Origin of the sequence: Micromonospora sp. NBC_01412, assembly GCF_045040215.1 — a bacterium.
In the GTDB taxonomy this organism is placed as follows: Bacteria; Actinomycetota; Actinomycetes; order Mycobacteriales; family Micromonosporaceae; genus Micromonospora; species Micromonospora rubida.
Window position 1 is genome coordinate 6374150 of sequence record NZ_CP109528.1, and the last position, 25565, is coordinate 6399714.

The 25565-nt window shown below is 73.3% G+C and carries 25 protein-coding genes; 17 read left to right on the forward strand and 8 right to left on the reverse strand.

Annotated features, from left to right (window positions below):
* Window positions 1-65 precede the first annotated feature (65 nt).
* The 3 genes from OG617_RS27970 to OG617_RS27980 all read left to right on the forward strand — a co-directional run bounded on the left by OG617_RS27970 (window position 66) and on the right by OG617_RS27980 (window position 2891).
* Window positions 66-1172 carry a calcium:proton antiporter gene (locus tag OG617_RS27970; RefSeq protein WP_396679079.1) on the forward strand — a complete coding sequence of 369 codons (1107 nt, stop codon included), beginning with the start codon at window positions 66-68 and terminating at the stop codon, window positions 1170-1172.
* A 190-nt stretch (window positions 1173-1362) separates the two neighbouring features.
* Entirely contained in the window at window positions 1363-2112 is a 750-nt protein-coding gene (locus OG617_RS27975; RefSeq protein ID WP_405095916.1) for a neutral zinc metallopeptidase, read from the forward strand.
* 131 nt (window positions 2113-2243) lie between these two features.
* Window positions 2244-2891 (forward strand): HAD family hydrolase, encoded by a 648-nt coding sequence (locus tag OG617_RS27980; RefSeq protein WP_405095917.1) that lies wholly within the window; start codon window positions 2244-2246, stop codon window positions 2889-2891.
* 166 nt (window positions 2892-3057) lie between these two features.
* Here the strand turns inward: OG617_RS27980 and OG617_RS27985 are convergent, their stop codons facing one another.
* The 5 genes from OG617_RS27985 to OG617_RS28005 all read right to left on the reverse strand — a co-directional run bounded on the left by OG617_RS27985 (window position 3058) and on the right by OG617_RS28005 (window position 9694).
* Window positions 3058-5619, reverse strand: coding sequence for an ABC transporter permease (locus OG617_RS27985; protein ID WP_405095918.1), 2562 nt, complete (start codon window positions 5617-5619; stop codon window positions 3058-3060).
* A complete protein-coding gene (locus tag OG617_RS27990) occupies window positions 5619-6392 on the reverse strand; it encodes an ABC transporter ATP-binding protein (protein WP_405095919.1) in 774 nt (257 codons plus the stop codon). Before OG617_RS27990 ends, OG617_RS27985 begins: the two co-directional genes overlap by 1 nt.
* Before the next feature lie 345 nt (window positions 6393-6737).
* A complete protein-coding gene (locus OG617_RS27995) occupies window positions 6738-7424 on the reverse strand; it encodes a response regulator (protein ID WP_405095920.1) in 687 nt (228 codons plus the stop codon).
* Window positions 7425-7485: 61 nt separating this feature from the next.
* Window positions 7486-8682: a sensor histidine kinase gene (locus OG617_RS28000; RefSeq protein WP_405095921.1), complete on the reverse strand. Its 1197-nt coding sequence runs from the start codon at window positions 8680-8682 to the stop codon at window positions 7486-7488.
* A 76-nt stretch (window positions 8683-8758) separates the two neighbouring features.
* Window positions 8759-9694, reverse strand: coding sequence for a RecB family exonuclease (locus OG617_RS28005; RefSeq protein WP_405095922.1), 936 nt, complete (start codon window positions 9692-9694; stop codon window positions 8759-8761).
* A 154-nt stretch (window positions 9695-9848) separates the two neighbouring features.
* On the opposite strand from OG617_RS28005, the gene OG617_RS28010 reads away from it, so the two are divergent.
* The 3 genes from OG617_RS28010 (at window position 9849) to OG617_RS28020 (ending at window position 12739) form a co-directional block, all read left to right on the forward strand.
* Window positions 9849-10940, forward strand: coding sequence for a M50 family metallopeptidase (locus OG617_RS28010; RefSeq protein WP_405103988.1), 1092 nt, complete (start codon window positions 9849-9851; stop codon window positions 10938-10940).
* Complete coding sequence (locus OG617_RS28015) at window positions 10937-12007, forward strand: tRNA (adenine-N1)-methyltransferase (protein ID WP_405095923.1); 1071 nt, start codon at window positions 10937-10939, stop codon at window positions 12005-12007. The genes OG617_RS28010 and OG617_RS28015 overlap by 4 nt, the downstream gene beginning before the upstream one ends.
* A gap of 159 nt (window positions 12008-12166) precedes the next feature.
* Complete coding sequence (locus OG617_RS28020) at window positions 12167-12739, forward strand: hypothetical protein (protein ID WP_405095924.1); 573 nt, start codon at window positions 12167-12169, stop codon at window positions 12737-12739.
* Window positions 12740-12798: 59 nt separating this feature from the next.
* Here the strand turns inward: OG617_RS28020 and OG617_RS28025 are convergent, their stop codons facing one another.
* Window positions 12799-13095: a ferredoxin gene (locus OG617_RS28025; RefSeq protein ID WP_161690650.1), complete on the reverse strand. Its 297-nt coding sequence runs from the start codon at window positions 13093-13095 to the stop codon at window positions 12799-12801.
* 177 nt (window positions 13096-13272) lie between these two features.
* Between OG617_RS28025 and arc the strand changes: the two genes are divergently transcribed.
* The 8 genes from arc (at window position 13273) to OG617_RS28065 (ending at window position 20978) form a co-directional block, all read left to right on the forward strand.
* Window positions 13273-15054, forward strand: coding sequence for a proteasome ATPase (gene arc / locus OG617_RS28030; protein WP_405095925.1), 1782 nt, complete (start codon window positions 13273-13275; stop codon window positions 15052-15054).
* A gap of 180 nt (window positions 15055-15234) precedes the next feature.
* Window positions 15235-16752, forward strand: coding sequence for a depupylase/deamidase Dop (gene dop / locus OG617_RS28035; RefSeq protein ID WP_405095926.1), 1518 nt, complete (start codon window positions 15235-15237; stop codon window positions 16750-16752).
* A 107-nt stretch (window positions 16753-16859) separates the two neighbouring features.
* A complete protein-coding gene (locus OG617_RS28040; RefSeq protein ID WP_387018105.1) occupies window positions 16860-17075 on the forward strand; it encodes a ubiquitin-like protein Pup in 216 nt (71 codons plus the stop codon).
* Window positions 17076-17221: 146 nt separating this feature from the next.
* Window positions 17222-17464: an endonuclease domain-containing protein gene (locus OG617_RS28045; RefSeq protein ID WP_243639353.1), complete on the forward strand. Its 243-nt coding sequence runs from the start codon at window positions 17222-17224 to the stop codon at window positions 17462-17464.
* Window positions 17383-18222, forward strand: coding sequence for a proteasome subunit beta (prcB, locus tag OG617_RS28050; protein ID WP_387018101.1), 840 nt, complete (start codon window positions 17383-17385; stop codon window positions 18220-18222). Before OG617_RS28045 ends, prcB begins: the two co-directional genes overlap by 82 nt.
* A 62-nt stretch (window positions 18223-18284) precedes the next feature.
* A complete protein-coding gene (prcA, locus tag OG617_RS28055; RefSeq protein WP_405095927.1) occupies window positions 18285-19127 on the forward strand; it encodes a proteasome subunit alpha in 843 nt (280 codons plus the stop codon).
* A 233-nt stretch (window positions 19128-19360) separates the two neighbouring features.
* Complete coding sequence (gene pafA, locus OG617_RS28060; RefSeq protein ID WP_396679051.1) at window positions 19361-20719, forward strand: Pup--protein ligase; 1359 nt, start codon at window positions 19361-19363, stop codon at window positions 20717-20719.
* A 67-nt stretch (window positions 20720-20786) separates the two neighbouring features.
* Window positions 20787-20978, forward strand: coding sequence for a hypothetical protein (locus tag OG617_RS28065; protein WP_161690664.1), 192 nt, complete (start codon window positions 20787-20789; stop codon window positions 20976-20978).
* A 62-nt stretch (window positions 20979-21040) separates the two neighbouring features.
* Here the strand turns inward: OG617_RS28065 and OG617_RS28070 are convergent, their stop codons facing one another.
* Window positions 21041-22126: a DUF3866 family protein gene (locus OG617_RS28070; protein WP_405095928.1), complete on the reverse strand. Its 1086-nt coding sequence runs from the start codon at window positions 22124-22126 to the stop codon at window positions 21041-21043.
* Window positions 22127-22171: 45 nt separating this feature from the next.
* A complete protein-coding gene (locus OG617_RS28075; RefSeq protein ID WP_405095929.1) occupies window positions 22172-23149 on the reverse strand; it encodes a cation diffusion facilitator family transporter in 978 nt (325 codons plus the stop codon).
* Between the two features lie 123 nt (window positions 23150-23272).
* Here OG617_RS28075 and OG617_RS28080 point away from each other — a divergent pair, with 123 nt between their 5' ends.
* From OG617_RS28080 to OG617_RS28090, 3 genes are read left to right on the forward strand one after another with little or no spacing between them, the layout of a single operon-like run.
* Window positions 23273-24271 carry a helix-turn-helix transcriptional regulator gene (locus tag OG617_RS28080; protein ID WP_405095930.1) on the forward strand — a complete coding sequence of 333 codons (999 nt, stop codon included), beginning with the start codon at window positions 23273-23275 and terminating at the stop codon, window positions 24269-24271.
* A complete protein-coding gene (locus tag OG617_RS28085; RefSeq protein WP_405095931.1) occupies window positions 24268-25305 on the forward strand; it encodes a helix-turn-helix transcriptional regulator in 1038 nt (345 codons plus the stop codon). The genes OG617_RS28080 and OG617_RS28085 overlap by 4 nt, the downstream gene beginning before the upstream one ends.
* Before the next feature lie 10 nt (window positions 25306-25315).
* A complete protein-coding gene (locus tag OG617_RS28090; RefSeq protein WP_405095932.1) occupies window positions 25316-25564 on the forward strand; it encodes a hypothetical protein in 249 nt (82 codons plus the stop codon).
* Window position 25565 lies beyond the last annotated feature (1 nt).

Below are 25565 nucleotides of genomic sequence, written 5' to 3' on the forward strand. Positions count from 1 at the left end.
GTTACCGCGGGTGCGTGCCGTAGTTCGGGTGGGCGATGATCACGATTTCTGGCAGGGTTGGCGCCATGCCCGCCCTCCTGCGTTCCCGTGTCACCGACTGGACCGTCGTCGTTCCCCTGCTCGCCGTCGTGGTCCTGGTCCTGACCTGGGGCAGGGAGTTACCCCCGGTGGTCGTGGTGATCGTGGCGGTGTTCCTGGCCGGGGCGGTGCTGGCGGCCGTGCACCACGCGGAGGTGGTCGCCCACCGGGTGGGTGAACCCTTCGGTTCGCTGGTGCTCGCCGTCGCGGTCACGGTCATCGAGGTGGCCCTCATCGTCACCCTGATGATCAGTGGTGGCGACAAGACGCAGTCGCTGGCCCGGGACACGGTCTTCGCCGCCGTCATGATCACCTGCAACGGCATCCTGGGCCTGTCCCTGCTGCTCGGCGCGCTGCGCCGCCGGGTGGCGGTGTTCAACCCCGAGGGCACCGGTGGGGCGCTGGCCACCGTGGCCACCCTGGCGACTCTGAGCCTGGTGGTGCCGACCTTCACCACGGCCCGGCCCGGCCCGGAGTTCTCCCCGGCCCAGCTCACCTTCGCCGCCGTGGCCTCGCTGGCCCTGTACGGGCTGTTCGTGCTGGTGCAGACCGGCCGGCACCGCGACTACTTCCTGCCGGTGGGCGCCGACGGGGCGGTGGTCGACGCTGACGGAGACGGGCACGCCGACCCGCCGTCGCCCCGGGCCGCGCTGGCCAGCCTCGCCCTGCTGGTGGTGGCGCTGGTCGCCGTGGTGGGTCTGGCGAAGATGGTGTCACCGGCCATCGAGGCGGGGGTGTCCGCCGCCAACCTTCCGCAGGCGTTCGTCGGCGTGATCATCGCGCTGCTGGTGCTGCTGCCGGAGACCCTGGCCGCTGCCCGTGCCGCCCGCCGCGACCGGGTGCAGATCAGCCTCAATCTGGCCCTCGGCTCGGCCATGGCCAGCATCGGCCTGACCATCCCGGCCATCGCCATCGCCTCGATCTGGCTGGACGGGCCGCTGCTGCTCGGGCTGGGCGGCACGCAGTTGGCGCTGCTGGCGTTGACCGTCGTCACGGGCGTGTTGACCGTGGTGCCGGGCCGGGCCACCCTGCTCCAGGGCGGCGTGCACCTGGTCCTGCTGGCCGCGTTCGTCTTCCTCGCCGCCAGCCCGTGACGGGACGGGACGGGCGGCCTCGCCCGACCCCCCTGGGCGGAGCGCGGGCCGCCGACCGTGCGACGACGGCGAGCCCGGGCGGGGTGGCGTCGACGCGAGCCGATCGGAGGGTCACCGGGAGCCCTCGCCGGCGGCATGATCGAAGCGGGGCCGGGGTACTGCACCGGCGAGGGCGAACCGGGGAGGCACGGTGACGGTACGCGCGGGACGTCGGCCGCGAGGGCCGCTGGTGGGTCTGCTGGCCGTGCTGGTGCTGGCCGGCGGCTGCGTGGTCGGCGGGGTGGACGAGGGTGCGCCGCGGCAGCCCGGCCCGGAGCGGCCCCGCCAGTCCTCGGCACCGGGCGCGGATCGCACCCGCGCCGACGGCACGACCGGCGTCGCGGAGTTCAAGGAGGACTTCGCCGGCGCGGTGGACAAGGCCGAGGTGTACTGGACCGCGCAGTTCCAAGAGTCCGGCCGGCGGTTCGAGCCGATCCGGCGGGTGGTGGCGTACCAGCGGGAGGGCGAGTTGTCCTGCGGCGGGCAGGCGCTGCCGCGCAACAACGCCGTGTACTGCTCGGCGGGCGACTTCATCGCCTACGACGTCAACTGGTCGGTCTCGGCGTTCCGGCAGGTCGGCGACGCGTTCCTGTACTACCTGCTCGGCCACGAGTACGCCCACGGCGTGCAGGTGCGCCTGGGCATCCGCTACGACTTCACCATCCAGCAGGAGTTGCAGGCCGACTGCATGGCCGGGGCGTACCTCGGCGGCTCGATCCGGGCCCAGCAGCTGACGCTGGAGGAGGGTGATCTGGAGGAGTTCCGGGAGGGGCTGCTCGCCGTCGGCGACGACCCGGACCAGCCGTGGTTCGCGGAGGGTGCGCACGGCACCGCCGAGCAGCGCACCGACTCCTTCTTCCGCGGCTACGAGTCCGGCCTGTCGGCCTGCAATCTGGGCTGACGCCGCCCCCGGAAGGGTCGCCGAGGTCACCCCCGAGCGGGTCCGGGCGTCGGCGGGCCGGGCCGGCTGAGAGGATCGCGTCGACCGCGCGACCACTGGAGGACCCGCTGAGCAGCCACCATCCCGCCGCAGTGCTCTTCGACATGGACGGCACCCTGGTCGACAGTGAGAAGCTGTGGGACGTCGCACTGCGCGAGCTGGCGGCCGAGTACGGGGGCACCCTGTCCGCCGCCGCCCGCAGGGCGATGGTCGGCACCAGCATGGCCGACTCGATGCGCATCCTGCACGAGGACCTCGGTCAGCCGCACCGCGACCCGCTGGTCAGCACGGCGTGGATCGACGTGCGGATCCTGGAGCTGTTCCGCACCGGGCTGCGCTGGCGGCCCGGCGCGCTGGCGCTGCTGGGCGCGGTCCGCGCGGCGGGCGTCCCGACCGCGTTGGTCACCTCCAGCGTCCGGCCCTTGGTGGAGGTGGCGCTGGACACCCTGGGGCGGGACAGCTTCGACGTGGTGGTCTGCGGCGACGAGGTGGACGCGACCAAGCCGCACCCGGAGCCGTACCTGACCGCCGCCCGGCTGCTCGGCGTGCCGATCGCCCGGTGCGTGGCGATCGAGGACTCCCCGACCGGGGTGGCCAGCGCCCTGGCCGCCGGCGCGGCGGTGCTGGCCGTGCCGGCGGAGGTGCCGATCGCGCCGGCCGATGGCGTACACCAGTTGGCGAGCCTGACCGGGGCGGACCTGGAGCTGCTCGCCGCCCTGCTCGGCGAACCGCCGGCCTGACCTGCCGGCCGGGGCGGCGCACGCCCCGGACCGGCTGGCCTCCTGGCCGCCCGCCGTGAACGACGAGGCCCCCGGTCACCTGACCGAGGGCCTCGCCCGGCGGGTCGACCCCGCCGTCGGCCAGAGCCCCTGCCACCACCCAGGAAGTGGCAGAGGTGCCCGTGGCTCAGTCGTGAGCGATCGCCCCCAGGATGTTGATCCGGGCGGCGCGGATGGCCGGCAGCGCCGCCGCGACCACCCCGATCAGCGCGGCCAGGCCGAGGAAGATCCCGATCTGGGACCAGGGCAGCACCAGGTCGGTGATCCCCTCGTCCTGGAGCGCCCGGACCACCGCCGCGCCGAGGCCGGTGCCGACGACGACGCCGAGCAGCGCGCCGAACACCGAGATCACCACTGCCTCCACGGTGATCATCCGCATGGTCTGCCCCCGGCGCAGCCCGATCGCCCGCAGCAGGCCCAGTTCCCGGGTCCGCTCCAGCACCGACAGGGCCAGGGTGTTGATGATGCCCAGCACGGCGATCACGATGGCCAGCGCCAGCAGGATCTGGATCATCGTGAGCAGCGTGTCGAAGCCGCTGGTCTGCTGCTCGATGTAGCTGGCCCGGTCGGCCACCGACACCTCCGGGCTGTCCGCGACCAGCGCCTCCAGCCCCGGCTGCACCTGCGACACGGCCGTGCCCGGGGTGAGCTGCACCAGCGCCGTGAACGGCTGCGGGCTGGTGAACTCCGCCCCCGCCTCCCTCGGCAGCATGATCGACCCGATGGTCCGGTCGTCGGGCAGGACCGCCGTCACCGTGTACGTGTGCGGGCCCTCGCCCCGGGCGAACTGGGCGGTCAGCCGGTCACCCACCGACTTGCCCAGCTCCTTCGCGCCGGAGACGCTCAGCGCCACCTGGTCCGGCCGCAGCGTGGCGATCGTGCCCGACTGCGCGGTGGTGTGGTAGATCTGCCCCATCGCGGCCAGGTCGGTCAGCGCGACCACGTACGTCGTCCGGTCGCCGTCGACGATCGCGTTGTCGTTGTAGACGCCCACCACCGCGTTCACCCCCGGCAGCGCGGCGGCCCGGTCGACCACCGCCGGGTCGAACGTCGGCGGCCGGGGTCCGGTCTGCGCCCCGGAGATCACCAGCTGCGCGTCGACGATGCTCTCCGCCGTACCCGCGATGCTGGACTTGGCCGAGTCGAGGATCACCGTCACCCCGGTGACCAGGGCGATGCCGACCATCAGGGCGGCGGCGGTGATGGCCGTTCGGCGCGGGTTGCGCCCCGAGTTGAGCCGGCCGAGCCGGCCGGGCACCGACCAGGCGAACAGCCCGCCGAGCAGGGACACCACCGGCCGGCTGAGCAGCGGGGTCAGCAGCGCCACCCCGATGAACGTGAACAGCACCCCGCCCAGGATCACCGGCAGCGTGGCGCCGTCGGCGTTGCCGGTCAGCCCCACCGCCAGCAGCGCGCCGCCGATGGCGGTGACCACCGCGCCGGAGACGGTGATCCGGGTCAGCGGCCGGTCCGGGGTGGCCACGTCCTGCATCGCCGCGATCGGTGGGATGCGGGCGGCCCGCAGCGCCGGCAGCAGCGCCGCCACCACGGTGATCAGCATGCCGACCGCGAAGGCGCTGACCACCGCGATCGGCGGCACGCCCAGCCCGGCCAGGGCCAGCCCGCCGGCGAACCTGCCGAACGCCCAGGCCAGCAGCGCGCCCACCCCGATGCCCGCGCCGAGGCCGAGGACCGAGGCGATCAGCCCGACCGCGAGGGCCTCCAGCACCACCGAGCCGATGATCTGCCGCCCGCTGGCCCCGATGGCCCGCATCAGGGCCAGCTCCCGGGTCCGCTGCGCCACGATGATCGAGAACGTGTTGAGGATCAGGAACGTGCCGACCAGCAGCGCCACCGCGGCGAAGCCGAGCAGCACCTTGTTGAAGAAGGAAAGCCCCTCCTTGAGGCTGGCCGCGGCGTCGGCGGAGAGCTGCTCGCCGGTCTTGACCTCGTACTGGGGGCCGAGCGCCCGGGTCAGGTCGTCGCGCAGCGCCTCCGGGGTCACCCCGCCGGCGGCCCGCACCGTCACGCTGTTGAACGTGTCGGGCTTGCCGAGCATCAGCCGCTGCGCGGCCGGTGTGGTGAACGCGATCTCGTTCACCCCGCCGACGGAGTCCCGCCCGCCGCTGTAGCCGAAGGTGCCGACGAGGGTGAAGTCGCGGCGCTTGGAGTCGAACGCGGTCAGCGCACCGACCCGGTCGCCCACCTTGACCTTGGCGGCCGTCGCGAGGGCCGCGTTGACCACGATCTCGTCGTCGGCCTGCGGCGCGCGCCCCTCCCGGAGCTTCACCAGGTCGCTCTCGCCGGTCCAGTTCTCGCCGAGCTGGGGCGGGCCGAACGAGGTGACCACCTTGCCGTTGCTGCCGATCAGCCGCGCCCCGTCGGCGTTGACCACGCCGGTGGCCTCGGCCACGCCGGGTACCGCCCGGACCCGGCCCACCACGTCGGCCGGGAACGCGGGGGAGACCTGTTCGCCCTCCGCCTCGCCCACCGCGATCTTCGGCTCGGCGGCGACGTTGACGTCGATGTCGGCGTACGCGTCGGCGAAGACCGAGTCGAAGGAACGGCCGAGGGTGTCGGTGAGCACGAACGCGCCGGAGACGAACATGACGCCGAGCACCACGGCCAGGCCGGAGAGGACCAGGCGCACCTTGCGCGCCAGCAGGCTCTTGAGGGTGGCCCGGAACATCAGTTTCCCACCTCGGTGATGACCGGGGCGTCGAGCTTCTTCATGGTGTCCAGCACCGTGTCGGCGGTCGGCTCGATCAGCTCCGAGACGACCTGTCCGTCGGCGAGGAACACCACCCGGTCGGCGTACGCGGCGGCGGTCGGGTCGTGGGTCACCATGACGATGGTCTGACCGTGCTCGCGTACCGAGTTGCGCAGGAAGTTCAGCACCTCCGCGCCGGAGCGGGAGTCGAGGTTGCCGGTCGGCTCGTCGGCGAAGATCACCTCGGGGCGGGCGACCAGCGCCCGGGCGCACGCCACCCGCTGCTGCTGACCGCCGGAGAGCTGCGCCGGGCGGTGGTCGAGCCGGTCGCGCAACCCGACCGTGTCGATCACGGTGTCGTACCAGGCAGGGTCCGGCCGGCGGCCGGCGATCGACATCGGCAGCAGGATGTTCTCCTTCGCCGTCAGCGTGGGCAGCAGGTTGAACTGCTGGAAGATGAAGCCCACCTTGTCCCGGCGTAGCTTCGTCAGCCCGGCGTCGCCGAGCCCGGTCACCGTGGTCTCGCCGATCGACACCGTGCCCCGGGTGACCGAGTCCAGGCCGGCCAGGCAGTGCATCAGCGTCGACTTGCCCGACCCGGACGGGCCCATGATCGCGGTGAACCGGCCCCGCTCGAACTCGGCGCTCACCCCCCGCAGCGCGACGACCTGCGCCTCGCCGCTGCCGTACACCTTCCACACGTCGCTTGCGCGGGCTGCGGCTCGCGCCTGGTGGCCTACCGTCGCGGTCACGTCATCTACCTCTTCCGTCCGGCTGCTTCCGCACCGCCCCCGCTGGCCGGTGTGTGGCATGTCCTCATCCTCGGTGACCGGCGCCGCCGATCCGTCCGACTCTGGGGGGAGCGTCGGCGGATTTCCCGCTGCGGGTCGGCCCGGAGGACGACTCAGGGTTCACCCTGACCGTTTCCGACCACGGTGCGCGTCGTCGCCGCCGCGCACGGTAGGCCCTCGCGCCACGTCAGGGTCAAACTCCACCAGCCCACCGCCGGTCACGGTAGGCAACGACGCAACACCTGGCCGTCACCCCATGCGACGACCCCGCCGGTACGCGGACCGGCGGGCCCGGCGCCGCCACGGCTACGCCCGGGGGCGCACCAGACCCGACTCGTACGCCAGCACCACGGCCTGCACCCGGTCGCGCAGCCCCAGCTTGGTCAGCACGTGCCCGACGTGCGTCTTGATGGTGGTCTCGCTGATCGAAAGCGCCCTGGCGATCTCCGCGTTGGACAGCCCTCGGGCCACCTGCACGAGGACCTCCCGCTCGCGCTCGGTGAGGGTGTTGAGCGCCTTCGGCGGGGCGGCGGCCGGGTCGGGCAGCACGTCCGCGAAGCGGTCCAGCAGCCGCTTGAGGATCCGCGGCGCCACGACCGCCTCTCCTGCGGCCACCGTGCGGATCGCCGTCACCAGGTCCTCCGCCGGCACGTCCTTGGCGAGGAAGCCGCTGGCCCCGGCGCGCAGCGCCCCCACCACGTACTCGTCGAGGTCGAACGTGGTCAGGATCAGCACTCGCACCGGCAGCCGGGCGTCGACGATGGCCCGGGTCGCGGCGACCCCGTCCATCCGGGGCATCCGGATGTCCATCAGCACCACGTCGGGCAGCAGCCGGCGGGACAGCTCCACCGCCTCCAGGCCGTCGCCGGCCTCGGCAACGATGTCCAGGTCGTCCTCGGTGCCCAGCACCATCCGGAAGCCGGTGCGCAGCAGCGGCTGGTCGTCGGCGAGCAGGATCCGCACCCGCCGCGCCGTCGTCACGCTGTCGCTCATCGCCTGTCCTCCCGTCGCGCCGGGCCCGTCGCGGGCCCGCTGATCGTGGCACGGGCCCCGGTCACGCCGGCACCGCCCCGAACCGCTCCACGGGAATCCTCGCGTACACCCGGTAGCCACCGCCCGGGCGGGCCCCGGTGCGCAGCGTCCCGCCGTAGAGGCCGACCCGCTCCCGCATGCCCACCACGCCGTGTCCGATCCGGTCCGGGGCCGGCCCCGGACCCCGGCCGGTGTCGGTCACCTCGACGGCCAGGAACGCCGCGCCGAAGGTCAGCCGGACCACCGCGGTGGCGTCCCCGGCGTGCTTGAGCGTGTTGGTCAGCGCCTCCTGCACGATCCGGTAGACGGTCAGCGCCACGCCCTCCTCCAGGGGCCCGGGGGTGCCCTCGGTGCGCAGCGTCACCGGCAGGCCGGCCTCGCGCACCTGCTCCACCAGGGCCTCGATGCCGGCCAGGCCGGGCTGCGGGGCCAGGTCGGCGGCCGGTTCGGCGTCGGTGCGCAGCACGTCGAGCAGCCGGCGCATCTCCCGCAGGGTGGCCCGGCTGGTGTCCTCGATCGTGGCGATCGCCTCGTCGGCGGCGTCCGGGTCGCGGCGCAGCACCCGCCGGGCGCCGGTGGCCAGTACGCCCATCACGCTCACGTGGTGCGCCACCACGTCGTGCAGCTCCCGGGCGATGCGGCGCCGCTCGTCGGCGACGGCCTGCTCGGCCAGGGACCGCTGGTTCTGCTCGGCGGAGCGGGCCCGTTCCCGCAGCGCCTCCGTCGAGGTGCGCCGGGCGTGCACCGCCCGCCCCACCGCGTACGCCACCACGGCGGTGAGCAGGTTGTTGAGCACCAGGTACGCCGGGCCGACCCCGAGCGCCGCGTCGTCGGCGGGGGTGAGGACGTTGACCGCCGCCACCGGCAGCCACAGCACGACCGTGGCCGCCGCGGCGGCCCGCACCGGCCGGTGCGCCGCCATCGTGTAGGTGAGCACCACGAAGGTGAGGCTCTGCGTGGTGGGGGCGGGCCCGAGCAGCGCCGGCAGGGCGAGGGTGGCCACGGCGGCGGCCACCGCCGGCCACGGGGCGACCCGGCGCAGCGCCACCGGAGCGGCGCACAACACGCTCCAGCCGACCGCGACGGGCAACGGGCCGAGCCGGAGATCCTGCGGGGAGAGCAGGACGAGCACGGCGTCCACCAGCACCAGGGCGACGGCGGACAGCGCGTCGGCGGCGAGCGGGTGGCGGCGCAGCAACGCCCTCGGCCCTCCGGTCATACCGGAACGCTAGCCGCCGCCACGCGCGATCGATCGTCGCCGACGGTGAACCCCGTCTCCTCCTCAGGGAGGAGGCTCACTCGTCCGCCCCGGGCGGGGCGGGCCGGGACCGGGCGTCGACCAGCGGGTCCGCGCTGCCGGCGGCGGCCGGGAACGGCGGCGGGGTGCCGCCGAAGCTCGGGCACAGCGCCTGGTGGTTGCACCAGTCGCAGAGCCGGCTCGGACGGGGCCGGAAATCCTGCCGGGCGGTGGCCGTCTCGATCGCCTGCCACAGCGCCACCACGGTCCGCTCGAAGCGCAGCAGCTCGTCGGCGTCGGGGGCGTAGTCGCAGACCTCGGCGTCCTTGAGGTAGAGCAGCCGCAGCACCCGGGGCACCACGCCGCGGGTGCGCCACAGCACCAGCGCGTAGAACTTGAGCTGGAACAACGCCCGGGCCTCGAACGCCTCCCGGGGGGCACCGCCGGTCTTGTAGTCGACCACCCGCAGCGCCCCGTCCGGGGCCACGTCCAGCCGGTCGAGGTAGCCCCGGATCAACAGCTCGTCGTCGACCACCGCGGAGATCAGCGCCTCCCGCTCGGCCGGCTCCAGCCGGCGCGGGTCCTCCACCGCGAAGTAGCCCTCCAGCAGCCCCGCCGCCGCGCGCAGGAACTCGGCCGTGCCGGCCGGGTCGCCGGCGTCGAACAGGCCGGCCAGCTCCGGCTGCTCGGTGACCAGCCGGTCCCACTGCGGGCCCACCAGGTCGCCGGCCGCCTCCGGCGTGCGCCCGGCCGCCGGCAGGTCGAACAGCCGCTCCAGCACCGCGTGCACCAGCGTGCCCCGGGCCTGCTCCACGCTGGGCCGCTCGGGCAGCCGGTCGATGCTGCGGAACCGGTAGAGCAGCGGGCAGGTCTTGAAGTCGGCCGCCCGCGACGGCGACAGTGACGCCCGGACCGTGGCCGGCACCCCCGCCGTGGCCTGCACCTCCGCCGTGGCCTGCGCCTGCTGCTGGTCGATCACCGGTTCCGCCGTCATGTCCGGAAGGTTAGGCCACCGGTCCGACAAGCCCGTCCCCGCCGCTCCGAGCGGCGGGCGTCGGCGGCGGGTACGTAGCATCGGGACGATGGAGCAGCAGACGACCGGGCCGCGGCGGCGGCCACAGCGGTCCGCCGGATTCACCGTCGGCCGGGTGTTCGGGGTGCCGCTGCACCTCAACGGGTCGATGCTGCTGCTGACCCTGCTCGTCACCGTCATGTACGCCGAGTTCGCCCGCAGCCAGCTCGACCTGTCCCAGCTCGGCGGCTACCTGATCGGCTTCGGGTTCGTCGTGTCGCTGCTCGGCTCGGTGCTGCTGCACGAGCTGGGCCACGCCCTGACCGCCCGCCGTCACGGCATCGGTGTGCGGGGGATCACCCTGGAGCTGCTCGGCGGGTACACCGAGATGGACCGCGACGCCCCCAGCCCCCGGGTCGACCTGCTGGTGTCGCTGGCCGGCCCGGCGGTCTCCGCGGTGCTCGGCGCCGCCGCCGTGGTCGCCACCCTGGCCCTGCCCGACGGCACCCTGGCCAACCAGCTCGCCTTCCAACTCGCGGTGAGCAACGTCATCGTCGCCGTGTTCAACCTGCTGCCCGGGCTGCCGCTGGACGGCGGCCGGGCGCTCCGCGCTGCCGTGTGGGCGCTGACCCGGGACCGGCACACCGGCACCGAGGTCGCCGGCTGGGTCGGCCGGGCCGTCGCCGTCGGCACCGCCGCGCTGGTCGTCGTCCTGGCGGTGAACCGGCTGCTGGTGCCGCTCGCGCTGCCGCTGATGCTGCTGGTCGCGTTCACCCTGTGGCGCGGCGCGGGGCAGTCCGTGCGACTGGCCCGGATCAGCCGCCGGTTCTCGCTGATCGACCTGCGCCGGCTGGCCCGCCCGGTCTTCCCGGTGCCCACCGGCACCCCGCTGGCCGAGGCGCAGCGCCGCCGCGCCGAGGGCCCCCGGCCCGACGCGGCCCTTGTCGTCACCGACACCACCGGCCGGCCGGTGGCCCTGCTCGACCCGGTCGCCACCGCCGCGGTGCCGCCGGAGCGGCGGCCGTGGATCACCGTCGACGAGGTGTCCCGCTCCCTGGCCGCCCTGCCCGTCCTGCCGGTCGGCCTGGACGGCGAAGCGGTGATGGAGGTCGTGCAGACCCACCCGGGCGCGCAGTACGTCGTGACGGCAGGCGAAGATGTCGTCGGCGTTCTGCACATCGCGGATCTTGCGCAGCTCCTGGAACCCAAACGGAAGATGAATACGTGACCGCACATCCCTCCGCCCTGCCGGCCGACCCCGGCACACCGGTGCCCGCCGACCCCCCGGCGCCGCCGCCCGTGCCGACGACTTCAGGTCCCGGCGCGGCATCAGACGCGCCGGACAGGGGCCATCGCAGGGGGCCGTTCCGCCCCGGCGACCGGGTGCAGCTGACCGACCCGAAGGGGCGGATGCACACGGTCACCCTGGAGCACGGCAAGGCGTTCCACACCCACCGGGGCATCCTGGACCACGACACCCTGATCGGGCTGCCCGACGGCAGCGTCGTGACCACCTCCGGCGGCGGGACCGCGTTCCTCGCCCTGCGCCCGCTGCTGTCGGACTACGTGCTGTCCATGCCGCGCGGCGCCCAGGTGATCTACCCGAAGGACTCGGCGCAGATCGTCGCCATGGGCGACGTCTTCCCCGGCGCGAAGGTGCTGGAGGCCGGCGCCGGCTCCGGGGCGCTGAGCTGCTCGCTGCTGCGGGCCGTCGGCACCACCGGCGAGCTGCATTCCTACGAGGTGCGCGACGACTTCGCCCAGATCGCCCGGCGCAACGTCGAGGCGTTCTTCGACGGCCCGCACCCGGCGTGGCACCTGCACGTCGGCGACGTGGCCGGCTGCGCCGAGACGGGCTTCGACCGGATCATCCTGGACATGCTGACGCCGTGGGAGAACCTCGACATGGTCGAGCGGGCGTTGCTGCCCGGCGGCGTGTTCATCGGGTACGTGGCCACCACCCCGCAGTTGTCCGAGCTGGTGGAGGCGCTGCGCGAGCGCGGCGGCTGGACCGAGCCGCGGGCCTGGGAGTCGCTGGTGCGCGACTGGCACGCCGAGGGCCTGGCCGTGCGCCCCGACCACCGGATGATCGCGCACACCGCGTTCCTGGTATCCGCCCGCAAGCTCGCCCCCGGAGTGACCGCCCCGCCTCGGCGGCGCAAACCCAGCAAGGGCGCCGAGGCGTACGCCGAGCGGCGGCAGGTGCTGCGGGCGGCCGAAGTGGCCCGGCAGGCCGCCGCGGCCACGGCCGCCGGGGCGCCGCCCGAGGCCACGGAGGAGCGGGAAACGCCGTGACCAGCCAGCGAAACGGTCGGGCGTGAGCGGACGGGCGACCGGGCCGGGCGGGGCGCCGCCCGCCGGCCCGGCCCGGTCGGCGGGAGGCGGCATGGGCGAGCGGACGGCCCGGCCCGGCGCGGGCCGGTGCGACGACGGCGGCGAACGGGGGGAGGCGTCGTGAGTCAGCCCGGCTTCGGCGGTCAGGACGTGCCGGCGGTCTTCCCCGACTGGTCGCCCTACACCGACCTGGAATCGGCGGCCCGGGCCTACCTGCGGGACCCGGACGTCGCCCTGGAGGCCCTCGGCGGGGTGCTGCGCGGCGCGTCCGTGCTCGGCTTCACGCTGGAACGCTTCGTCAACGAGGTCAACGGAGTGTGGCAGGAGGTGGTGGTCTGCGACGGCAGCCGCCTCGTGCTGTGGCACGGCGAGGACGTGCCGCCGGGGGAGGGGCCGCCCGGGGCGATGACCTCGTCGCTGCGGGTCGTGCCGGTGTCCACCGTCACCGAGGTGGGCTGCCGGCGGCGGCTCACCCGAGCCGACGACGGCGGGATCCGGGTCGACAGCATCGACGTCTACCTGCTGCTCACCTCGCTGGACGAGGCGCCGCCGGGCGACGACGCAGCCGGGGCGCCCAGGCACGACGCGCTGCGTTTCGGCAAGACTCTCGACGACGGCGGGGCGGGGCAGATCGCCCGGCTGGAGGAGTTCTCCCGGCTGGTCGCCTCGGTGGTCGGCCGTCCGCTGCTCTGAGACTGGGCCGGCCGGGCCGGCCGGGCCCCCGGCGGGGCGGCCCGGTCGGCCCGGCGCGGTCAGTCGTCCTCGGCCTCCGGGCCGGCGACCTCGACGCCGTCGCTGCCGCGCACCACGTGGATGCAGTCGCCCGGGCATTCCTTCGCCGAGTCGATCACTTCCAGGCGCAGGTGCGCGGGCACGTCCACTCGGCTGGCCGGGGCCAGTTGGAGCTCGCCGTCGGGGCCCTTGACGTACGCCAGGCCGTCGACGTCGAACTCGAAGACCTCCGGCGCGTACTGCACGCACAGGCCGTCGCCCGTGCAGAGGTCCTGATCCACCCAGACCTGCAACGTGTCGGTCGCGACCTCGGCCATTGGTGCACCCCCCATGTTCTCCCGTGCCACGTCACGACGGTACCCGAACGCCGGGACCTGCCCCTGCGGCCACCCTGGCGATCAAGGTTCGGTGACGAGGGCGTTGCGTGGGACCGAATCGGCCTCATAGCGGCTAGTGTTAGGGCAGAACGTTCAAGCCCCCCGGGGAGGTGGGACGTGGCACGCAGCGACGACGCGGACTCGCGCGCCGCACGGTGGGAGAAGGAGGCCCACGATCTCTCCACGCAGGTCGCGTTCCTTCAAGAGGAACTCGCTCTGGTGCGGCGCAAGTTGACCGAAAGCCCCCGACACGTCCGGCAGCTCGAAGAGCGGCTGGCGGCCACCCAGGCACAGTTGGCGCGGCTGACCGAGAACAACGAACGGCTCGTCGGCACTCTCAAGGAGGCCCGGGCGCAGATCGTGACGCTCAAGGAGGAGATCGACCGCCTCGCGCAACCGCCGAGTGGCTACGGTGTCTTCCTGGCGGCGCACGAGGACGGCACGGTGGACGTGTTCACCGGGGGGCGCAAGCTCCGGGTCGCCGTCTCACCCTCGCTGGACGTCGCGGAGTTGCGGCGTGGCCAGGAGGTCCTGCTCAACGACGCGCTCAACATCGTCGACGCGTTCGGCTTCGAGCGGGTCGGCGAGGTGGTGATGCTCAAGGAGATCCTCGTGGGTCCCGACGGCGCACCGGGCGACCGGGCGCTGGTGGTGTCCCACTCCGACGAGGAGCGGATCGTGCACCTCGCCGAGATCCTGATCGGTTCGCCGATCCGGGCCGGTGACTCGCTCATGATCGAGCCCCGCTCGGCATACGCGTACGAGCGGATCCCGAAGAGCGAGGTCGAGGAGCTGGTCCTGGAGGAGGTGCCCGATGTCGACTACACCGACATCGGTGGCCTCCAGTCGCAGATCGAGCAGATCCGCGACGCGGTGGAGCTGCCCTTCCTGCACGCCGACCTGTTCCGCGAGCATCAGCTCCGCCCGCCCAAGGGGATCCTGCTCTACGGGCCGCCAGGCTGCGGCAAGACGCTCATCGCGAAGGCGGTGGCGAACTCCCTGGCCAAGAAGATCGCCGAGCGGTTGGGTAAGGACAGGCACACCAGCTTCTTCCTCAACATCAAGGGCCCGGAGCTGCTCAACAAGTACGTCGGCGAGACCGAGCGGCACATCCGGCTGATCTTCCAGCGTGCCCGGGAGAAGGCCGGCGAGGGCACCCCGGTGATCGTGTTCTTCGACGAGATGGACTCGATCTTCCGGACCCGTGGCTCCGGCGTCTCCTCGGACGTGGAGAACACCATCGTCCCCCAGCTGCTCAGCGAGATCGACGGCGTGGAGGGCCTGGAGAACGTCATCGTCATCGGCGCCTCCAACCGGGAGGACATGATCGACCCGGCCATCCTGCGCCCCGGCCGGCTCGACGTGAAGATCAAGATCGAGCGGCCGGATGCCGAGGCGGCCAAGGACATCTTCTCGAAGTACATCCTCGCCGGGCTGCCGCTGCACGGCGACGACCTGGCCGAGCACGGCGGCGATCCCCAGGCCACCGTCGAGGCGATGATCGACGCGGTCGTGCTGCGGATGTACTCCGAGACCGAGGACAACCGCTTCCTCGAGGTGACCTACGCCAACGGTGACAAGGAAGTCCTCTACTTCAAGGACTTCAACTCCGGCGCGATGATCCAGAACATCGTCGACCGGGGCAAGAAGATGGCCATCAAGGCGTTCCTCACCTCCGGTCGCAAGGGCCTGCGCCTGCAGCACCTCCTCGACGCCTGCGTCGACGAGTTCCGGGAGAATGAGGATCTGCCCAACACCACCAACCCGGACGACTGGGCCCGGATCTCCGGCAAGAAGGGCGAGCGGATCGTCTACATCCGCACGCTCGTCTCCGGCGGCAAGGGCACGGAGGCCGGCCGGTCGATCGAGACCGCCAGCAACACCGGTCAGTACCTGTAGACCGACCAGCACGCTGCGGGGCCCGCGACACCACTGTCGCGGGCCCTGTCGCGTCCCGACACCCGGGACCGTCCTCGGGCGACACCCGACGCGGCCCGCCCGCCACGCCCCCGCACCGCGCGGCGCGGACTACGCTCGACGTGATGGGGGACCGGGTCGGCGAGTGGAGCGGGTAGGTCGATGAGCGTAAGACGGATCATGGGCACCGAGGTCGAGTACGGTATCTCGGTGCCCGGCCAGGCAGGCGCCAACCCGATGGTCACCTCGTCCCAGGTGGTCAACGCCTACGGGGCACGCCCGGAACTCAACCGGGGCGGCCGGGCCCGCTGGGACTACGAGGAGGAGTCGCCGCTGCGCGACGCCCGCGGCTTCACCTACTCCGGCGCCGCGTACGACCCCGCCGAGGCCCTCGCCGACGAGGACCTGGGACTGGCCAACGTGATACTCACCAACGGCGCCCGGCTCTACGTCGACCACGCCCACCCGGAGTACTCCACTCCGGAGGTGACCAACCCCTTGGACGTGGTGCGGTGGGACAAGGCCGGGGAGCGGGTGATGGCCGAGGCGTCCCGCCGCGCGGCCACGATCCCGGGCACCCAGCCCATCCACCTGTACAAGAACAACACCGACAACAAGGGCGCCAGCTACGGCACCCACGAGAACTACCTGATGCGCCGGCAGACGCCGTTCTCCGACATCGTGGCGTACCTGACGCCGTTCTTCGTCACCCGGCAGATCGTCTGCGGCGCGGGCCGGGTCGGCATCGGCCAGGACGGCGGTGCCAGCGGCTTCCAGATCTCCCAGCGCGCCGACTTCTTCGAGGTCGAGGTCGGGCTGGAGACCACCCTCAAGCGGCCGATCATCAACACCCGGGACGAGCCGCACGCCGACGCCGACAAGTACCGCCGGCTGCACGTCATCATCGGCGACGCGAACCTGTCGGAGATCTCCACGTACCTGAAGGTCGGCACCACGGCCCTGATCCTCACCATGATCGAGGAGAAGGCGCTCGGGCCGGACCTGGGCATCGCCGACCCGGTCTCGGAGCTGCGCGCGGTCAGCCACGACCCGTCGCTGAAGCACCGGATGCGGCTGCGCGACGGGCGCCGGCTGACCGCCCTGGACCTGCAGTGGGCGTACTTCGAGCGGGCGCGGTCCTTCGTGGACGACCGGTACGGCACGGACGCCGACGCGCAGACCAACGACGTGCTGGACCGCTGGGAGAGCGTGCTGGACCGGCTCGGCCGCGACGCGTTCCTGTGCGCCGACGAGCTGGACTGGGTGGCGAAGCTGCGGCTGCTGGAGGGCTACCGGGAGCGGGAGAAGCTCGGCTGGGGCGCGCACAAGCTCCAACTGGTCGACCTGCAGTACTCCGACGTGCGGCCGGACAAGGGGCTCTACCACCGGCTGGTGCAGCGCGGCTCGATGAAGACGCTGCTGACCGACGAGCAGACCCGCACCGCGATGACCGAGCCGCCGGAGGACACCCGGGCCTACTTCCGGGGCCGCTGCCTGGCGCAGTACGCCTCGGAGGTGGTGGCCGCGAGCTGGGACTCGGTCATCTTCGACGTGGGCCGGGAGTCGCTGGTGCGGGTGCCGATGATGGAGCCGGAGCGGGGCACCCGCGCGCACGTGGGCGCGTTGTTCGACCGGTGCGTCAGCGCCAAGGACCTGCTGGAGACGCTGACCGGCGGCTGACCCGCCGGACGAAAAGCCCGCCGCGTGCCGGAGAAGCCGGCGCGCGGCGGGCTTTTCGTCATCTCCGCGAGGTAAGTTCATCGGAGACGATCGTGGAGGAGGCAGCAATGGCCACTCATGACAGCGGCGGGCAGTCGCAGTCGGGCAAGGCCCGGCAGGGCGAGGAGATCGAGGACGTCACCACCGAGGCGAACCCGGAGGTTGCCGAGCGGCACGCCGAGATCACCGAGGACGTCGACGACCTGCTCGACGAGATCGACTCCGTCCTGGAGGAGAACGCCGAGGAATTCGTGAGGGGTTACGTCCAGAAGGGCGGGCAATAGGGCGTAATGTCCGCTTTGCCTAGGGGTGGCTCACGTCGCCCGAAGGTCGTGGGTGTCGGACGCTGACCGCGCGCCGGGCGTCCGGGCAGCGGCCGGCAGCGTCGCGCGGGGGTGCCCACGTGAGCGGTCGACGACCGGCGGCGGCCGTGCCCCTGCGTGGCGATCCCGACACGGAACATCTGGACCACGATCATCGCGCGGGATCATCGCGCGGGATACTCTGCTTCAACTGCAACGGTGGTCTTGGCCAGTTCCGTGACAGTCCCACGAGGCTGGCCAGGGCGATCACGTACCTGAGAGGAACCACGTGGCAGCGGGCTTTGATCCATCCGGGCGTCTACCAGATGTGTTCACCAACGCGGGGACGTCCTCCTTCACCACATTCCTGAGCAGGGCCGCTCCCGAGATGCTGCCCGGCCGCCGGCCGCTGCCCCCGGGCATGGCCGCCGACCTGGCGCCGCACGCGACCACCATCGTGGCCATCTCGGCCGCCGGCGGCGTGGTGCTGGCCGGCGACCGCCGGGCCACCATGGGCAACTTGATCGCCCAGCGCGACATCGAGAAGGTGCACCCCGCCGACGCCTACTCGCTGGTCGGCATCGCGGGCACCGCGGGCATCGGCATCGAGCTGATGCGACTGTTCCAGGTGGAGCTTGAGCACTACGAGAAGATCGAGGGCGCGATGCTCTCGCTCGACGGCAAGGCCAACCGGCTGGCCTCCATGATCCGCGGCAACCTGGGCGCGGCCATGCAGGGCCTCGCGGTCATCCCGCTGTTCGCCGGCTTTGACCTGGCCGCGAGCGACCCGGCGCGGGCCGGCCGGATCTTCAGCTTCGACGTCACCGGCGGCCCCTACGAGGAGACCGGGTACGACGCGATCGGCTCCGGCTCGATCTTCGCCCGGTCCGCGCTGAAGAAGCGCTTCCGCGCCGGCCTGTCGATCGACGACGCGGCGCGGCTCGCGGTCGAGGCGCTCTACGACGCGGCCGACGACGACACGGCGACCGGCGGGCCGGACCTGACCCGTCGGATCTACCCGGTGGTGATGACCGCGACGGCGGAGGGCACCCACCGGCTCACCGACGCCGAGACGGCCGCCGTCGCCGAGGCCGTGGTCGCCGGCCGGATGGAGAACCCGGGCGGCTGAGCCCGCCCCGCCCCGCCCAGTCAGCAGTCGTCAGCAAAGCGCCCAGAAGGAGAACCGCCGCCGTGGCCATGCAGTTCTATGCCTCGCCCGAGCAGATCATGCGCGACCGCTCCGAGCTGGCCCGCAAGGGCATCGCCCGAGGCCGCAGCGCGGTCGTGCTGAGCTACTCCGGCGGGGTGCTCTTCGTCGCGGAGAACCTCTCCAGCACCCTGCACAAGGTCAGCGAGATCTACGACCGGATCGGCTTCGCCGCCGTCGGCCGGTACAACGAGTTCGAGAACCTGCGCCGTGCCGGGGTCCGGATGGCCGACCTCAACGGCCTGAGCTACGACCGGCGCGACGTCACCGGCCTGGCGCTGGCCAACGCGTACGCGCAAACCCTCGGCGCCATCTTCACCGAGCAGTCGAAGCCGTTCGAGGTGGAGATCTGCGTGGCCGAGGTGGGTGCGACGCCGCAGGACGACGCGCTCTACCGGCTGACCTACGACGGTTCGGTCAACGACGAGCCGGGCCGGATGGCGATGGGCGGGCAGGCCGACGCGATCTCCGGGTCGCTCAAGTCGCAGCACCGTCCGGACATGTCGCTCGGCGAGGCGGTTCGGCTGGCCCTGGCGGCATTGAGCAGCGTCGGCGGCGAGGGCGGCGCCGCCCGCACGATCGCGGCCAACCAGCTCGAGGTGGCGGTCCTGGACCGGCACCGGGTGGGTCGGACGTTCCGGCGGATCACCGGGGCGGCCCTGACCGCCCTGCTGGACGCCGACACGGACGCGGCGAACGGCTCGGCGCCGACCGAGGAGCGTCCGGAGCACCCGGCCACGCCGACCGAGGAGGCGAAGAAGCCGACCACCTCGGCCGGCTCGGCGGACCTGGAGGGTCAGCGGGCGGACGACACGCCCGAGGCGTAGCCCGCCCGTCCCGGCCGACGGCACCGTCACGCGACCGGCCGTCCCCTCGTGGGGCGGCCGGTCGCGTGTGTCCGGACACCGCCCCAGCGGCCCCGACGCTTCGGCGGGGGCCAGGCCCCGCCCACCGAGGCCCGGCGGGCGGTGGGCGGCCCGGCGGGGGACACACCGGGCGGTCGCGGCATCGGGGTGGTCAGCCCTGCCCATTCGGGGCCTGAGAGGGCTAATGTCACATCATGGAGCGGCGAATCTTCGGCCTCGAGACCGAGTACGGCGTCACCTGTACCTACCGTGGGCAGCGGCGGCTGTCCCCTGACGAGGTCGCGCGATACCTGTTCCGTCGGGTGGTGTCGTGGGGCAGGTCGAGCAACGTGTTCCTGCGCAACGGCGCCCGCCTCTACCTGGACGTCGGCTCCCACCCGGAGTACGCGACCCCGGAGTGCGACTCGGTGGTGGACCTGGTGGCCCACGACCGGGCGGGGGAGCGGATCCTGGAGGGGTTGCTCATCGACGCGGAGAAGCGGCTGCACGACGAGGGCATCGCCGGCGAGATCTACCTGTTCAAGAACAACACCGACTCGGCCGGAAACTCCTACGGCTGCCACGAGAACTACCTGGTCTCCCGGCACGGCGAGTTCGGCCGGCTGGCGGACGTGCTGATCCCGTTCCTGGTCACCCGTCAGTTGATCTGCGGCGCGGGCAAGGTGCTGCAGACGCCCCGCGGCGCGGTGTACTGCCTGTCCCAGCGCGCCGAGCACATCTGGGAGGGCGTGTCGTCGGCGACCACCCGGAGCCGGCCGATCATCAACACCCGCGACGAGCCGCACGCGGACGCGGAGCGGTACCGGCGGCTGCACGTCATCGTCGGCGACTCGAACATGAACGAGGTCACCACGCTGCTGAAGGTCGGCTCCGCGGACATCGTGCTGCGGATGATCGAGGCGGGGGTGGTGATGCGGGACCTGACGCTGGAGAACCCGATCCGGGCGATCCGCGAGGTGTCGCACGACATCACCGGCCGGCGCAAGGTGCGGCTGGCCTCCGGCAAGGAGGTCAGCGCCCTGGAGATCCAGCAGGAGTACCTGGCTAAGGCGACCGAGTTCGTGGAGCGACGCGGCGGGGACCAGACGGCCAAGCGGGTCGTGGAGCTGTGGGGCCGGGTGCTGAGCGCGGTGGAGACCGGTGACCTGGAGCCGGTGTCCCGGGAGATCGACTGGGTGTCGAAGCTGCGGCTGATCGAGCGGTACCAGCGCAAGCACGACCTGCCGCTGTCGCACCCCCGGGTGGCGCAGATGGACCTCGCGTACCACGACGTGCGGCGCGGGCGGGGCCTGTACGGGCTGCTGGAGCGGCGCGGGGAGGTGGACCGGGTGGCCACGGACCCGGAGATCTTCGAGGCCAAGGAGACGCCGCCGCAGACCACCCGGGCCCGGCTGCGGGGCGAGTTCATCCGGCACGCGCAGGAGAAGCGGCGGGACTTCACCGTCGACTGGGTGCACCTGAAGCTCAACGACCAGGCGCAACGCACCGTGCTGTGCAAGGACCCGTTCCGGGCGTACGACGAGCGGGTGGAACGCCTGATCGCCAGCATGTGACGGCCGGGCCCCCGTCCGCGGCGCTGGCTGCGGCGGGCGGGGGCACGCCGGGTAGGCTGGCCCTGCCATGACGACGTCTGAACCCCCCGAGCGCGACCGCGGCGCTGAGAAGCTGAACTGGGTCGAGCGCCGGCGCGAGAAGATCCGGGCCGAGGTCGAGCGCAACCGGCGCGGCGATTACAAGGTGCCGACCTGGGTGCTGGCGGTCGCGCTGGCGGTGATCGTCGGCGGTTGGCTGGCGTTGATCTTCCTGGCCTGACGGCCCGCCGCCCTGCCGCCCTTACGGTCCCCCGCCTCTGACGGTCTGCCGCCCTGGCGGTCTCAGCGGGGGAGCGCGGCGGCGTGCCGGCCGGCGGCGGCGGCGGCCAGGAAGTAGGCGTAATCGGCGTCCAGGCCGCGACCCATCGTGGACAGCGGCACGGCGCTGGCGCGCAGCGCGGCGTCGAGCCCGTCGGTGGGCACCCGGACGATCCGGTGCCGCCCCGCGAGCGGGGCCAGCGCGGCGTCCACCTCCAGGGCCAGGGCCGGGCTCAGTCCGTCGGGCACCACCAGGTCCGCCGGGGCGAGCGCCACCCGGCCGTACGCGGTGAGGCTGTGGTGGGACACCCCCTGGTGCCGGGGGCGGGGATCGGCGTCGGAGATCCGCAGCGAGCCGACCGGCCGCCCGCCGAGGGCGGCGATCGCGTTGACCGCCTCGCCGACGGCCACCCCCGAGTACCCCCACCGGGTGCCCGTGCCGAGGTTGCCGGGGCCCTGGGCGAGGATGACCACGTCGGCGGCGAGCACGTGCCGGGCGGCGAGCAGGCCGCTGTGCACGGTGGTGGCCTCCAGGTCGCCGCCGAACGCCTGCCCGACGCTGACCGTGCCGACGAGTTGGTCGCGCAGCCCGTCGAGGGTGCGGGAGAACCACGCCGGCAACGCCCCGCCGTCGGTGAGCACGTACGCCACCCGGGCGTCGGGGGCGTCGGCGCGGACCCCGGCGAGGATCGCCGGCAGGGCGGAGTGCAGGTCGGCGGTGACCACCGGCAGCCCGGTGACGTCCTCGGCGGCCTCCAGCGCCGCCCGGTGCGGGCTGGCCTCCTCGTCAACGCCGAGCAGGATCGGTTGCAGCGGGGTGTAGCGGGCCTTGACCAGGTGCCCGGCGTCGCGGGTGTCGCCCGCCTCGACCGGATCCGGCGGCAGCCGGTCGGGCAGCGCCACGACCAGCGCGTACCCGCCGGTGCCGAGGCCCATCAGCAGCGCGCCGGCGTTGAGCAGCACCCGGTCGCCGGGGGCGGGCCGGCCGACCAGTTCCGGGTAGGCCAGGGCCCGCATGGCGCTGCCGTCGGTCAGCTCGACGTCCAGTTCCACCGCGCCGGTCCACTCCCGCCGCAGCGCCGTCACGGTTCCCGCCCGCCATCGCACCATGCCCGGCACGCTAGCGACCCCCGGGTGCGTGCCGCCACGGCGGGGTCAGTGGGACGGGTCCTCCTGGGTGTGCCGGGCGCGGCGGTGGCGGGCCTCGGGGCGGGAGGGGGTGGGGTCGAGGAAGACGTAGCCGATCTCCGGGTAGCGCTCGATGAGGCGCCGCTCGGCCTCGTCGGCGGCGGCCTCGATGGCGGCGCCGGTGGCCTCGTCGCGGAAGTCGACCTTCGCGGCGACCAGGATGTCGTCCGGGCCGAGCTGCATGGTGAGCAGGGTGTCGATGCGTTCGACGGCGGGCAGCCCGTTGAGCTCCTGCTCGATCTCCAGGCGCAGCCGCTCGGGGATGGCCCGGCCGACGAGCAGAGAGATGTTGGCCTTGGCGAGAACGACGGCCAGGACCAGCAGGAGCACGCCGATGGCGATGGAGGCGAGGCCGTCGTAGAGCTCTTCGCCGGTCCAGTGCGACAGGGTCAGGCCGGCGGCGGCCAGCAGCAGGCCGACGAGGGCGGCGCTGTCCTCCAGGAAGACGGCCTTGACGGTGGTGTCGGCGGTGAGCCGGAGGAACCGCCGGGGGGTGGTGCGCCAGCGTCGCGACTCGCCCCGGATCTGCCGCACCGCGCGGGCCAGGGAGACCGACTCGATGGCGAACGAGACCGCCAGCACGACGTACGAGATGAGGTAGTTGCCGCTGTGCTCGTGCACCAGGATGGTGGTGACGCCGTGGGTGATGGCGAAACCCGCGCCGGCGACGAAGGTGAACAGCGCGGCGAGGAAGGCCCAGACGTAGCTCTCCTTGCCGTACCCGAAGGGGTGCCGGACGTCGGCGGGGCGCGCGCCCCGGCGCAGCGCCAGGTAGAGCAGCGCCTCGGTGGTGGTGTCGGCGACCGAGTGGGCGGCCTCGGAGAGCATGGCCGCGGAGCCGGAGATCAGGCCGGCCACCAGCTTCGCCACGGCGATGGCGAGGTTCGCCGCGCCCGCCACCACCACGGTGCCGACACTCTCGGCCTTGACGTCCGTTTCCGACATGGGGTCACCATATGGCCGCGCCGAGGTCCTCGCCCGGAGACGGAGAGTCACCGTTGGAGGCGTTGCCGCGACGCGCCCGCGTGGGTGCGCGGGCGTGCCGCGCGGGCTGCTAGCGTTCACCCCGTGTCGCGGACCCGCACCGAACGCCTGGTCAACTTGGTGATCTGCCTGTTGTCGACGCGACGGTTCCTGACCGCCGCGCAGATCGCCGCGACCGTGCCCGGCTACGAGCACGATCCGGATGACGCGAAGGACCACGAAGCGTTCCAGCGCAAGTTCGAGCGGGACAAGGCCGAGCTGCGGGAGCTCGGGGTGCCGCTGGAGACCGGCACGGCGAGTGTCTTCGATGCCGAGCCCGGCTACCGGATCGCCCACCGGGAGTACGCGCTGCCGGACATCCCCCTGGAGCCCGACGAGGCAGCCGCGGTGGGCATCGCCGCGCGGTTGTGGCAGCACGCCGGGCTGGCCGCCGCGGCGTCGTCCGGGCTGGCGAAGCTGCGCGCCGCCGGGGTGGACGTGGACCCGCAGGCCACTCTGGGCCTGGAGCCGATGGTCACGGTCGACCCGGCGTTCGCGCCGCTGACCGCCGCCGCCCGGGACCGCCGCGAGGTGAGCTTCGACTACCGGGTGCCTGACCGGGACGCCCCGACCCGCCGCCGGTTGCAGCCGTGGGGGGTGGTCTGCTGGCGCGGCCGGTGGTACGTGGTGGGTCACGACCTGGACCGGGCGGCGACCCGCTGCTTCCGGCTCTCCCGGGTCGTCGGCGCCGTCCGGGTGGCCGGCGTGCCGGGGGGCTACCAGCCGCCGGCGGGGGTGGACCTGATCAGCCACGTGGCCCGCTGGTCGGGGCCGGTGGAACGCACCGGGCGGGCGACCGTGCTGGTCGCCCCGGGGCGCGCGGCGGGGCTGCGCCGCTGGGCGGTGGAGGCCGCGTCCGGGCCGGACGGCGACCGGCTGGTCCTGCCGTACGCCGACCCGGAGTCCCTGGCCCGGCAGCTGGTGGGGTACGGCCCGGACGTGCGGGTGGTGGAGCCGCCGGAGGTGCGCGAGGCGGTCATCCAGCGGCTCAAGGAGATCGCCGCCCGGCACGAGGAGCTGACCGTGACCGGAGGTGCCCGATGACCCGTCCCGCTGCCCGCTCGGCGGCTGCGCGCCCCGGCGGCAACCGGGCCTCGGCGGACCGGCTGGCCCGGCTGCTGAACCTGGTTCCTTACCTGCTGGCCCGTCCGGGGATCGAGATCGCCGAGGCGGCCGGGGACCTGGGGGTCACCGAGCGGCAGCTGCGGGAGGACCTGGAGCTGCTGTGGGTGTGCGGGCTGCCCGGGTACGGCCCGGGTGACCTGATCGACATGGCCTTCGACGGCGACCGGGTGACCATCACCTACGACGCCGGGATAGACCGGCCGCTGAGACTGACCCCGGACGAGGCCCTCGCCCTGGTGGTGGCGCTGCGGATGCTGGCGGAGACCCCGGGGGTCACCAACCGGGAGGCCGTGGAGCGGGCCCTCGCCAAGATTGAGGACGCGGCCGGCGACCTGGTCGCCGCCCCGGTCGAGGTGCGCCTCCCCGTCGACAGCCGGCGGGTCGAGGAGCTGCGCGCCGCCGTGGCGCGGGGCCGGGCGCTGCGGATCACCTACTACACCGCCGCCCGGGACGAGACCACCGAGCGGGTGATCGACCCGCTGCGCATGCTGATGGTGGGCGGCCAGGCGTACGCGGAGGCGTGGTGCCGCCGCGCGGAGGCGGTGCGACTGTTCCGGGTCGACCGGATCGACGCGGTGACCGAGCTGGACGAGCCGGCGGCCGCGCCGCCGCAGGCCCGCCCGTACGACCTCTCCGAGGGGGTGTTCCGGCCCTCCCCGGACCTGCCGCTGATCACCCTGCGGATCGGCCGGGGCGAGCGGTGGATCACCGAGTACTACCCGTGCGAGCGGGTCGAGGCCGGCGACGGCGACCAGTGGCTGGTGTCGCTGCGGGTGACCGACCTGGGCTGGGCCCGGCGGTTCGTGCTGGGGCTGGGCCCGGACGTCACCGTGGCGGCCCCGGGGGAGCTGGCCGAGCAGGTCCGTGCCCAGGCGGTCGCCGCCCTGGAGGCGTACGCCACTCCCGACGCCGCGCCGTCGGGCGTCCCGGCGGGGTCCGTGGGCTCCCGGTAGGCTGGCCGCCGTGGTGACGTGGATCGTGGTGGCGGTGGTGCTGTTCGCGCTCGTGGTGCTGGCGTTGGCCGTGCGGCCGGTGGTGGCGCGGCTGCCCCGGCTTCGGCGGGCCGCGGTGGCGTTGCAGAGCCGCCAGGTCGAGGCGGAGGCGTTGCAGGTCAGCGCGGAGGCGCTCCAGGAGCGCGCGGAGGCCCTTCAGGGGCAGGTGACCGTCACCCAGCAGCGGCTCGCGGTGATCAAGGCCAAGCGCGGCCACTGAC